General features: G+C 64.3%; 11 protein-coding genes. 5 read left to right on the plus strand and 6 right to left on the minus strand.

The genetic code is table 11. From position 1 onward, the window contains the following. Positions 1-14 precede the first annotated feature (14 nt). Entirely contained in the window at positions 15-683 is a 669-nt protein-coding gene (locus EO99_RS0106795; protein ID WP_029617890.1) for a sulfite oxidase-like oxidoreductase, read from the minus strand. A gap of 112 nt (positions 684-795) precedes the next feature. Between EO99_RS0106795 and EO99_RS0106800 the strand changes: the two genes are divergently transcribed. Further along, positions 796-1,968: an aminotransferase gene (locus tag EO99_RS0106800; protein WP_029617891.1), complete on the plus strand. Its 1,173-nt coding sequence runs from the start codon at positions 796-798 to the stop codon at positions 1,966-1,968. Between the two features lie 67 nt (positions 1,969-2,035). Continuing rightward, the gene (locus EO99_RS0106805; protein WP_029617892.1) at positions 2,036-3,289 is read left to right on the plus strand and encodes a DUF763 domain-containing protein; all 1,254 of its coding nucleotides are present in this window, start codon (positions 2,036-2,038) and stop codon (positions 3,287-3,289) included. 56 nt (positions 3,290-3,345) lie between these two features. Here the strand turns inward: EO99_RS0106805 and EO99_RS0106810 are convergent, their stop codons facing one another. Together EO99_RS0106810 and EO99_RS0106815 are read right to left on the minus strand one after the other, a co-directional pair. Further along, a complete protein-coding gene (locus EO99_RS0106810) occupies positions 3,346-4,545 on the minus strand; it encodes a pyridoxal phosphate-dependent aminotransferase (protein WP_029617893.1) in 1,200 nt (399 codons plus the stop codon). A 26-nt stretch (positions 4,546-4,571) separates the two neighbouring features. Continuing rightward, a complete protein-coding gene (locus tag EO99_RS0106815) occupies positions 4,572-5,198 on the minus strand; it encodes a TetR family transcriptional regulator C-terminal domain-containing protein (RefSeq protein WP_029617894.1) in 627 nt (208 codons plus the stop codon). Positions 5,199-5,472: 274 nt separating this feature from the next. Between EO99_RS0106815 and EO99_RS0106820 the strand changes: the two genes are divergently transcribed. Further along, positions 5,473-6,996 (plus strand): methyl-accepting chemotaxis protein, encoded by a 1,524-nt coding sequence (locus EO99_RS0106820; RefSeq protein WP_235776776.1) that lies wholly within the window; start codon positions 5,473-5,475, stop codon positions 6,994-6,996. Between the two features lie 3 nt (positions 6,997-6,999). On the opposite strand, the gene EO99_RS0106825 is transcribed toward EO99_RS0106820, so the two are convergent. Genes EO99_RS0106825 through EO99_RS0106835 form a run of 3 tightly spaced genes read right to left on the minus strand, consistent with a single transcriptional unit; the run spans position 7,000 to position 10,114 of the window. Next, complete coding sequence (locus tag EO99_RS0106825) at positions 7,000-8,232, minus strand: MFS transporter (protein ID WP_029617896.1); 1,233 nt, start codon at positions 8,230-8,232, stop codon at positions 7,000-7,002. Then, positions 8,229-8,729, minus strand: a complete 501-nt coding sequence (locus EO99_RS0106830) for a flavin reductase (protein WP_029617897.1) — start codon at positions 8,727-8,729, stop codon at positions 8,229-8,231. The genes EO99_RS0106825 and EO99_RS0106830 overlap by 4 nt, the downstream gene beginning before the upstream one ends. 17 nt (positions 8,730-8,746) lie before the next feature. Further along, the gene (locus EO99_RS0106835; RefSeq protein WP_029617898.1) at positions 8,747-10,114 is read right to left on the minus strand and encodes an LLM class flavin-dependent oxidoreductase; all 1,368 of its coding nucleotides are present in this window, start codon (positions 10,112-10,114) and stop codon (positions 8,747-8,749) included. Positions 10,115-10,186: 72 nt separating this feature from the next. Between EO99_RS0106835 and EO99_RS0106840 the strand changes: the two genes are divergently transcribed. Then, entirely contained in the window at positions 10,187-10,768 is a 582-nt protein-coding gene (locus tag EO99_RS0106840; RefSeq protein WP_235776777.1) for a helix-turn-helix domain-containing protein, read from the plus strand. An 80-nt stretch (positions 10,769-10,848) separates the two neighbouring features. Continuing rightward, positions 10,849-11,460 (plus strand): flavodoxin family protein, encoded by a 612-nt coding sequence (locus tag EO99_RS0106845; protein WP_029617900.1) that lies wholly within the window; start codon positions 10,849-10,851, stop codon positions 11,458-11,460. Positions 11,461-11,482: the final 22 nt, after the last annotated feature.

The following is an 11,482-nucleotide window of genomic DNA, read 5'->3' on the forward strand; positions in this document are numbered from 1 at the left end:
ATGCAGGTGGCGCCTCAATCCTCCGAATAGCGCTCCTCGGCCCAGGGGTCGCCGCGCATGTGGTAGCCGTTCTTTTCCCAGAAGCCGGCGCTGTCGGCGGACAGGAAGTCGATCCGCTTCAACCACTTGGCGCTCTTCCAGAAGTAGAGGTGCGGCACGACCAGGCGCACCGGACCGCCGTGTTCGGCCGTCAGCGGTTCGCCCTGCCAGCGATGCACCAGGACCGCGTCCTCGGCGGCGAAATCGGAGAGCAGGAGATTGGTGGTGTAGCCGTCGTAGCTCGTCAGCATCACCGCCGTCGCCTCGGGCTTGGGATCCACGGCATCGAGGAAATCGTGCGTCGAGACGCCGGTCCAGTCGTTGTCGTAGCGCGACCAGGTGGTGACGCAGTGGATGTCGGAGCGGCGTTCTGCCTGCGGCAGCGCGAGGAAGCCGTTCCAGTCGAGGGTCAGGGGATTGTTGACGAGGCCGCGCACGTCGAGCCGCCACTGCGCCGTCGAGACCTCCGGCTGCTGGCCGAGATCGAGCACCGGCCAGTTCTTCACCAGATGCTGGCCGGGTGGCAACCGGTCCTCCGGCCCAGGGCGGGAGATTTGCCCGGTGAGAAAACGCCCTTCCTCCGCCCATTTGCGCTTGGTGCGGGTGAGTTTCGTGTCTTCGGTCTGCATGGGCTCGTCGGCCATGTCCTGTCCTTCCGTTCCAATCCCATCCCTTGCCAGTTTCGATAATCTGGTAAATGAGTGGGCAAATCAATCGCTCCCCTGCCGTCTCCGGCCATCGATCCCTGGAATGCCCATGCCTGCCTTCAATCCGCTCGTCGAAAAACTTGCGCCGCCTCCGGTGCCCTCCGTCTTTGCCTGGGGACGCGCCTATGACGGGTCCCGCGGTCCGCTGATCGATCTGTCGCAGGCGGTGCCGGGTTATCCGCCCCACCCCGACATGCTGACGCTGCTCGGTGAAATGGCCGGCTCCACCGCCTATTGCGGCTATGGACCGATCGAAGGCGAGACGGTTCTTCGCCAGGCCTATGCGGAGCATGTGAGCAAGGTTTATGGCGCCGAGATCGGCAGCGGCAACATCCACGTGACGTCGGGATGCAACGAGGCCTTCGTCAGCGCCGCCATGGCGGTGGCGGGACCCGGCCAGACCGTGCTGATGACCAATCCGTTCTACTTCAACCACGAGACGACGCTGGCGATGATGGGCGTCAAGATCCGCACCGTCTCCTGCGCGGCGGAAGACGGTTTCGTGCCGCAGGTCGAGGCGCTTGCAGCTGCCATCACGCCGGACGTGCGGGCGCTGGCGCTGGTCTCGCCGAACAATCCGACGGGCGCGATCTATCTGGCCGATCTGCTGCGCGAGGTCTTCGAGCTCTGCCTTCGCAAGGACATCTGGCTGATCCTCGACGAGACCTACCGGGATTTCCTTCCGGAGGCAGGTCGTGCGCCGCATGATCTCTTTGCGCAGGACGGCTGGGAGGACCGGCTGATCGGTCTCTACAGCTTCTCGAAATCCTTCTGCATTCCCGGCCATCGGCTTGGCGCCATCACCGCCGGTGCCAAGGCCGTCGAGCAGATCGCCAAGATCATGGACAATCTGCAGATCTGCGCGCCGCGGGCGGCACAGGCGGCGGTCGCCAGGGCGCTCCCCATGCTGGCCGGCTGGCGGGAGGAAAACCGGCAGGAGATTGGCCGGCGGGCCGCGGCGCTGAAGGCGGCGCTGGCACAGGTGCCGGACTGGCGGATCGATGCGATCGGCGCCTATTTCGCCTTCGTGCGCCACCCGTTTCCGTCTCTCGATTCTGCAGCGGTCGCCGAGCGGCTGGCGAAGCAGGCGGGTATCGTCTGCATTCCCGGCATGTATTTCGGCGAGGGCCAGGAGCACTACCTGCGGTTCGCCTTCGCCAACGCCGATGTCCCCACCATCGCTCTTCTGGAAGAGCGGCTGAAGAATTTCGCCGCCGGCTGAGAGCGGGGCCGTGCCTTGTTGCGGGCAGGCTGCTATATGAGTCCGATCTGAAACATCGGCGGAAGACATGGCACAAAGAGCAGGCAGCGCAGATCTTCCGCTTCACGGCGGGCGCGTCCCCGCCTGGCTCGGGCAGCGGATGACGCGGCTCGGCGCCCTGATCACGGAGGCCATCGTCCAGCATTATGGGCGCGACGAGTTCCTGCGACGGCTGGCGCATCCCTTCTGGTTCCAGTCCTTCGGCTCCGTAATGGGCATGGACTGGCACTCCTCCGGCATCACCACCAGCGTCATTGGCGCCTTGAAGCGCGGCCTGACACCGCTGTCCGGTGAGCTCGGAATTCATGTCTGCGGCGGACGCGGCCAGCATTCCCGCAAGACGCCGGACGAGCTTCTGGCGATCGGTGACCGCGTCGGGCTCGATGGCATCCGCCTCGGGACCGCGAGCCGGCTCGTCGCCAAGGTCGACAGCGCGGCCCTGCAGGATGGCTTCGATCTCTACCTGCATGGGTTCATCGTCACCGACGACGGCAAATGGGTGGTGGTGCAGCAGGGCATGAACGGCGACCGCCGCCAGGCGCGGCGCTACCACTGGCTCTCGGAAGGGCTGGAGAGCTTCATGGATTCTCCGCATGCGGCCATAGAGGGCAGGGGGCAGGGAGAGATCCTCAATCTGGCCGACCGCAGGGCCGAAGCCTCGCGGCAGGGGCAGCTCGACCTTCTTGCTTCGTTTGGCCCTGACAAGGTCGTTGCGGAGGTGATCGCGCTGGAAGGACGGCGGCAGCCGGAGCCGGCGCAGCCCATGCTGCCGCATCTCATCATGCCGGGGCATCACGACGTCCGCGAAGGCGACGTCAACATGAAGCGCCTGCACGCCACGCTCGCGGCCGCGGCCGACAGAGGGCCTTCAGATTTTCCGCAGTTGCTGCTGACGCCCGGCGTCGGCGCCCGCACGGTCAAAGCGCTCGCAATGGTGGCGGAGGTGGTGCATGGCGCGCCGTGCCGTTTCTCCGATCCCGCCCGCTTCTCGCTGGCCCATGGCGGCAAGGATCGCCATCCCTTCCCCGTGCCCCTGAAGGTCTATGACGAGACGATCAAGGTCATGAAATCCGCTGTCAGCAAGGGGCGATTGGGGCGCGAGGAGGAGTTGCAGGCGCTGAAACGGCTCGACGACCAGGCGCGGCGGCTCGAGCACTACGCCACAGGCCCCGATCTCAAGGAGATCATCGCCGGGGAATATCGAGATTCGGCCCGGTTTGGCGGCCGCAGTGTCTTCGGGTGGGAGGAAGAGCTTTCCGCGGCGAAAGCCCGAGAAGGCTGACGCAGATCTCCCCCACAAGCACAGTTTGCGCTTGTGGTGGAAGCCGTTTTTTCTCTTCAAGCGGTGGCGCGCTGCGCAGAAGGCGAGACCAGGCGGGCGGCAAGGCTTGCGATCCGCTGCATCGCGGTGACCAGAACCTCATCCGGAACCGTCAGTGAGATCCGCAGGAAGCCGGCTGCCTCAGCGCCGAAGGAAGCGCCGGGCATGACCGCCACCTTTTCCTGGCGCAGCAGTTCCCAGGCAAAATCCGTTCCCGACAGCCCCGTTGCCGACACGTCGATCAGGATGAACATCCCGCCTTCCGGCAGCATCGGCTTGACGAGGTTGGTGCCGGCCAGCGCCTTCTCGGCGATCAGGGCGCGGCGGCTGAAGTTTTCCCGCATCGTCGGGGCCATCTGGAAATCCTGCGACAGGGCCATGGCGGTCATGTCGGCAATGAAGGGCTGCACGCCAAACAGCATGGTTTCCGACACCGGAAGCAGCCTAGCGCAGAACTCCGCAGGACCTGCAGCCCAGCCGCTGCGGAAACCCGGTGCGGCGTGGGACTTTGAGATGGAGGACACGACGATCGTCCGTTCTGCAAGCTCCGGCATGTCGAAGGGCGAGGCAAATTCGACGGTATCGAAGACGAGCTGTTCATAGACCTCGTCGCAGAGGATCCAGAGGTCGTGCTTGCGGCAGACCTCGCCGATCGCGCGGATTTCGTCCGCAGTCAGTACCGCGCCGGTCGGATTGTGCGGCGTGTTCAGCATGACGACACGGCATTCCGGCGTGATCGCCCGCTCCAGATCTTCCGCCTGCATATGGAAGCGGTTTTCCGGCCGCAGCGGCACGAAGACGGGATGCGCGCCGGTGGAGGCGATCACGCCTTCATAGGTGGCGTAGAGGGGATCGCCGACCAGCACGCCGTCACCGGTCTCCACAAGGCCTGCCATGACGGTGAAAAGCGCCGTCTGCGTGCCGGGGAAGCACAGGAAGTTCTCCGCTGTCACATCGGCGCGGCGCCTGGAATATTTGTCCACCAGCGTCTTCAGGACGGAGGGCTCGCCGCGGCCGTTGGAATAGCGGGTGCGCCCGGCATACATGGCGCGGGCGGCCTCATCGAGCAGAGCCTTGTCCGGCGCCACGTCCGGCTCGCCGATCGTCAGTTCGATGATCTCTTCGCCTGCCGACTTCATACGGCGAGCCTCGGAATGCACGGCCCAGCGGCCGGAGCCGAGATCGGCAAGACGGTCGGTGATGGAGGCGTAGCGCATGGTGTCTTCCTTTGTTTTTCAGGCCTTCACGACAGTTCGCCGGGGGCAAGCCTCAAAAGGGCCTCCACCGACATGATCGCCGTCTCGGCAATTTCCTGGTCTTTGAACAAGTTCGGCGCGAGCGTTCCCTCAAGCCAGAGACCGTCGATCAACCCGTTCAGGGCAATGGCATAGGTGCGAATTTCAGCGGCGCTGACGTTTCGGTTGCGTTCAGCGAAAAAAGCGATCAGCAGGGCCTCGAGTTCGGCGAGAAAGCTCATGTAGCTTTCCCGATGGATGGCTGCGAAGGCAGGATCCAGCGGGATGTGGCTGATGAAGGCCGCCCAGAGCGACAGGGTCCGGCTGTCTGTCACCGGTGGCGTGACGTTCGCCACGATGAAGCGTCTCAGTCGCGTGCAGGCGCTGTCGCCCTCGGCTGCCGTCTTCGTGGTTTCGGTTATGCCGCTCATCAACTGGCGGTAGGCCGCCTGCAGCATCTGGTCCTTGGTGGAAAAGTAATGGCGGATCAGGCCGCCGGTCACGCCTGCTCTCGCGGCGATCTGGCGGACGGTGGCACCCTGGATTCCGACTTCGGCGATACATTCGAGGGTGGCCGCAATCAGGTCTTCCCGCCTTTCGGCCTCGCTGGCCCGATGATAGGATCTGCGGGCGATCGTCACAGGACGCACCAAAAACGACTGCGGGTGGGCATGAGATCTCCTCGTCGACGATCGAGCGGCGCTGATCGCTCTGCATGTTGTTATACATGCGCATAATAACATGCAAGGCTGTGGTGGAGCTGGCACCCGATTTGCGCCAATAGGCTTCCACAAAATATGATTAGTTGTCGATATTCTCAGTTTCCAAGGGATGTTCTTAACCGTTCCTACACCGTGAGCTTTCAAACTCTCGAAGCACCAGAGTGGGAGATTTTTGGGCGAGATGGCGATGGACGAGAATCAGGCGCTGCAGAAGCGGCTCAAGTTTATCGGGCTCGATGAAGAGGCGAAGCAGGCGGTCCGCGCACTGTCGCCGGTTCTCCAGGCTGCACTCCCACAGGCACTCGATCAACTCTACGAGAAGGTGAAGAATGCGCCGGACTCGGCGCGTTCCTTCCCCGACGCCACTGATGTCGACGCTGCCAGGAAGAGCCAGCTCCAGCACTGGAAGATGATCACCGGCGCCAATCTCGACGAAGGCTACGTCGAGGGCGCGCAGGCCATCGGCTCCCGCTACGCCCAGGCGGGACTTGAACCGCAGTGGTATGTCGGCGGCTATGCCCTGGTCATCGAGAAGCTCATTCATGCGGTTGTCGAGAACCGCCCGCAATCGCGCTTCGGCAGGAACAACGCGGCAAGCCTCGCCAAAGACATCAGCTCGGTCGTCAAGGCGGCGATGCTGGACATGGATTTCTCCTTGTCCGCTTACCTCGAGGTGAAGGAGGCGGAGCGCCTTAAGGCCGAGGAGGCGCGCCTTGCCGGAGAGAGACAGCAGGAGGCAGCGCTCGAGGCGCTCGACCACGTCCTTAGCGGTCTCGCCAAGGGCGACCTCGAGACGAGGCTGCCTTCGGATATGCCGAAGACCTTCGCGCGGATGGCAAACGACTACAACGACAGCGTCGAGACGCTGCGGACGACACTCGCCACCGTCCGTCACGCCGGCGAGGAGATTCTAACCAGCTCGGGCGCGATCTCGCAGGCGACCAAGGATCTCGCCCGACGGACCGAAGAGCAGGCGACGGGGGTCGAAGCCAGCTCGACGACGCTTCACGAGCTGACAAACAGCGTGGCGGAAACCGCCGAGGGCGCCAGCAAGGCTTCTTCCGCCGTCGATGTGGCGCTGTCCGAGGCGCGGGCGTCCGGACCGGTGGTCAAGCAGGCCGTTTCCGCCATGGGTGCCATCGAGAAATCGTCTGCGGAGATCTCCAAGATCATCGGCGTCATCGACGAGATTGCTTTCCAGACCAACCTGCTTGCGCTCAATGCCGGCGTCGAGGCGGCCCGTGCGGGTGAGGCGGGGCGCGGTTTTGCGGTGGTGGCGCAGGAGGTGCGGGCGCTCTCTCAACGATGCGCGGACGCCGCAAGGGAGATCAAGGATCTGATTTCCGGGAGCAGCCGCCAGGTTCAGACGGGTGTCGACCTCGTCAACAGCGCTGGCGATGCGCTCAACCAGATCACGCTGCGCATCGACGACATCAACACAATCGTCAAATCCATCGCCGCCGCGGCCGGTACGCAGTCGCAGGGCCTTCGGGAGGTGAACGGCTCGCTCAGCCGGATGGACGCCATCACCCAGGAAAATTCGTCGATGGTGCGGGAGACGTCGACCCAGACATCCGACCTCAGGGATGCGGTCGAACGTCTCGTCACGGCTTTGCGTGGCTTCAAGACCCGGAGCGCCGAGCGTCTTGCCCGCGATCGTGTCGATCCCGTCGCGAAGGCTCCCGCCGTTTCCCGGAGCAGGGTCGCCTAGGCGCTACCGACGGCCGTTGGCAAGTCGTTCGGCTTCCGGACGGCGCCGCAGGACCAGCATGGCGGTGGCGCCTATGAAGGGGCCGACGGCGAGGATCGAGAAGGTCCACTGCCAGCCGCCCAGCCACGCGGCCAGATGCGGCATCAGCCAGATCATCAGGATGGTCAGCGCAAAGCCCATGCCCATCTGCAGCGACAGTGCGGTACCGATATAGCTCCGATCTGCGAGCTCCGTCACGGCCGCGGAGAACTGCGCTGAGTCGCCGATGATGGTGATCCCCCAGACGATCACGACAAGCACGAGAAGCCATTGCGGCCCGTCGAAGACGAAGCCGATCAGCAGCGCGCAGGTGCCCGAGGCGATCATCATGCCGGCCGTCGTCGCCGTCCGGCCGAAGCGATCGGACAGCACGCCGCCGGCAAAGCAGCCGATGACGCCTGCAGCGACTGCGGCAAAGGTCAGAAGGGAGGCGTCCGTGGCCGTTCCGACGGCGTTCTTCTCATAGGCTGCGCTGAGATAGGCCAGCAGCCAGGCCCACATGGCGTAGAGCTCCCACATGTGTCCGAGGTAGCCGAGATTGGCGAGGGCGACGTTGCGGTCGCGCAGAACCTTGCCGATCTGACGCGGGTCGAAGACGGCCTTCCCGAAGGGATAGGGCCCCTCGCTGGCAAACCGCAGGAAACCCAGCATGCTGACGAGAGCGGCGAGACTGGAAAGCACCACCACCGTCTGCCAGTGGATCCCCGAAATGGCACCGCGAAACAGGTGGGGGAGGGAGGAGCCGGCAGTGATGGCGCCGATCACGGCGGCGAAGGCGAGCCCCCGGCCGGTGATGAACCAGGTGGACACCAGTTTCAATGCCGGCGGATAGACGCCGGCCAGGGCAAAGCCGGTGGCAAGTCGGCAGAGCGTTGCCATGACCGGTCCCGGTTCCAGCAGGAGAGCCGCGTTCGAAACGGCCGCAAGTCCGGCCGACGCGGCCATCAGCCGGTTCATGCGCACCAGATCCGGCAGATTAAAGAGACTGGCGAGCAGCGCGCCGATGACGAAGCCGATCTGGACGCCATTGGTGAGCCAGCCGGCAGCCGCCGGCGAGAGCGCCCAGGCGCGGCTGACGTCGGGGGCGATCGCATTGGCCGAAAACCAGGTGGAAAACGAAAGCACCACCGCCCCGCAGAGGATGGCGAGCATTCGCCACCGTGCGGATGTCGCCGGATTTTCGCCAGCCGCCGTCACTCCGCGATTTCCGGCACGGCTGCGCCGACGCGATGGAAGGCACGGCCGAAGTAGACGAGCGCGTCATTCCCGGCAGAGGTGTGTGCCGCTGAGACTTCGCAGAAGAAAATCGAGTGGGTACCGACTTCCGTGATGTCGCTGATGCGGCATTCGATCGATGCGGCAGCATTTTGTAGCGCGGGGCTGCCATTCTCGCCCTTCAGCCAGTCCCCGCCAGAGAAGCGCTGGTCGCCGGAAAGGTTCGGATCGGAGAACCGGAGAGCGATTTCCTCCTGCCTTGCCGCCAGGACATTGACGCAGAGCGTGCCGTTGGCGCGAAAGGCCGCATTGTTGCGGCTCGCCCGGTTGAGGCAGAGCAAGAGCGTCGGCGGGTCGTCGGTGACACTGCAGACGGCGGTGGCGGTGCAACCGGTGCGGCCTGCCTCGCCGTCTGACGTGATGACGCAGACGGCAGCGCCGAGCTGGGCCATGGCATTGCGGAACTCTTGCTTGTCCATGCTTGCTTGCACCTTCATCATGCCATGCGTGCGAGCCGGTGTCGGCCGCCGATGTGGCGCTCCGGCAGCCTTGGCGCGCCAAACAGCTTCTGCCTCAACGGGCCCTCATCATAGCTCGTCTTGTAGAGCCCGCGCTCCTGCAGAATCGGGATCACCAGTTCGATAATATCGTCAAAGCACTCCGGCACCACCGTGCGGGAGAGATTGAAGCCGTCGACGCCCGCCTGTTGGCTCCAGGTTGCGAGTTCGTCGGCGATCTTGTCGGCGGCGCCGACCATGGGTGGCTGGCGGCTGCCCAGCACCATCTGCTCCAGCAGCTTGCGTCGCGTCCATTGCGGGCCGGCGCTGCGGTTCATCGCCTCGATGTTGGAAACGATGGCCGCGCTCTTGCCGGTCTCGATCGGTTCATCGAGATCGTATTTGGCAAAATCGATGCCCATGGAGCCCGCCGCATGCACCAGCGCCGCCTCGGAGCTCACATAGGCGCGGTAGTCCTCGAACTTCTCCTGGGCCTCCTTGTCCGTCCGGCCGGTGACGATCGTCGCACCCATGAAGACCTTGATGTCGTCCGGTAGACGACCGTAGTCCACGGCGCGGGCGCGGATGTCGTCGATGATCGATTTCACGCCTTCGATCTTCTGGCCGTTGACGAAAACGCATTCCGCATGGGTAGCGGCAAACTGTCGACCGCGCGTGGAGGAGCCGGCCTGATAGAGCACCGGGCTGCGTTGCGGCGAAGGCTCGCAGAGATGGATGGCGTCGATGTTGTACTGTGGCCCTTCATGGCGGATCTTGTGGACCTTGGCGGGGTCGGCATAGAGGTGGCGCGTCGCATCGTTGACGACGGCGTCGTCTTCCCAGCTCCCCTCCCACAGGCGGTAGACGACCTCCATGTATTCGTCGGCGAGATCGTAGCGGTCGTCGTGGGCTGCCTGGGCGTGAAGGCCGATCGCCTTGGCGGCGCTGTCGAGGTAGCCGGTCACGATGTTCCAGCCGATCCGGCCGCCGGTCAGATGGTCCAGCGTCGACATGCGGCGGGCAAAGAGAAAGGGCGTCTCGTAGGTCAGGTTGGCGGTGATGCCGAAGGCCAGATGTTTTGTCACCGCCGCCATGGCGGGTACCAGCAGCATCGGGTCGTTGACCGGCACCTGCACCGCGCCGCGCAGGGCCGCCGCATTGCTGGCGCCATAGACATCGTTGACGCCGACGACGTCCGCGAGGAATATGCCGTCGAACAGTCCGGCCTCGAGCCTGCGCGCATAATCTGTCCAGTAGGCGAGTTCGGCATAGCGGCGCGACTGGTCGCGCGGATGCGCCCACAGCCCCTGCTGGATATGGCCGACGCAGTTCATATCGAAGGCATTGAATAAGATCTTCTTTGTCACGTCAGTCCCCTTTGCCTCGTTGCCGACGAGGTCTGTCTCATATAGGATTTCGTCGTCCACTATAGAAGACGATTGACGGAAGGCAAGACGGTGCAGGAAATCCAGGCAGATCCGGTTCAGGCGATCGCCTCACGGCTGAAGGTCGAGCGGGAGGCGCGCGGTTGGTCGCTGGCTGAGCTTGCGGAGCGCTCCGGTGTCTCCAAGGCGATGATCAGCAAGATCGAGCGCTCGGAGGCAAGCCCAACGGCGACGGTGCTGGGACGATTGTCGGGCGCCTTCGGGCTTCCTCTCTCGGTCCTGCTGGCACTGGCTGAGCAAAAGCCTGAGCGGCTGAGCGCGCACGACCGGCAGCCGGTGTGGCGCGATCCGGAAACGGGCTATACCCGGCGCGCGATCTCGCCCGCCAACAGCATGGTGGAACTGATCGAAGTCGTGCTTCCGGCGGGCGTGCGGGTTCCTTATCCCGCGTCTGCCTTCGCCTTCCAGCAGCAGCAGATCTGGGTGCTCGAGGGCGAGCTTGAGTTTCGGGAGGGCGATGTCGTCCATCAGTTGCCGCAGGGAGATTGCCTGCTTCTGGGGCCGCCATCGGACTGCATCTTCTACAATCCTGGAATGGGTCCTGCACGCTACGCCATCGCGCTCGCCCGCCGGTAGCAGTCCTGAAATCCTGGAACAAGCCGCCGGACGGACCGTTGGAGCGCCACCACCAGAATTTCCGGTTCCAGGAGAAGACCATGGCCCTGACTGCCCTTGCCCTCAATGCCACGCTGAAATCAAGCGGCGGCGAACCCTCGTCGACCGACCGCATGCTTGGGCTGATCGACGCCGCCATGAAGCCGATGGGTGTGACGACGACCATTCTCAGGCTCGCCGACTACAACATCAAGCCGGGCGTCAGTTCCGATGAAGGCGAGGGCGATGACTGGCCGAAGATCCGCCAGATGATCCTCGACGCCGATATCCTGATCATGGGCACGCCGATCTGGATGGGGCAGCCGTCCAGCGTCTCCAAGCGAGCGCTGGAACGGATGGATGCCTTTCTCAGCGAGACGGACGACGAGGGGCGGATGGTGTCCTACGGGCGCGTCGCGGCCGTCGCCGTCGTCGGCAACGAGGACGGCGCGCACCACGTCTCGGCAGAATTCTACCAGGCCTTGAGCGACGTCGGCTTCACCATTCCCGCCAATGCGGTGGCCTATTGGGTCGGCGCAGCGATGCAGAGCACCAATTTCGCGGATCTGGAACAGATCCCCGAGAAGGTGACGAGCACGGTGGCGATGCTGGCGCGCAACACAGTCCACCTCGCCACGCTGCTGAAGGCCAACCAATATCCCGGCGAGGCGTGATCAGACGCCGAGCCAGAACTTG

Origin of the sequence: Pseudorhizobium marinum (assembly GCF_000705355.1) — a bacterium.
Lineage (GTDB): Bacteria > Pseudomonadota > Alphaproteobacteria > Rhizobiales > Rhizobiaceae > Neorhizobium > Neorhizobium pelagicum.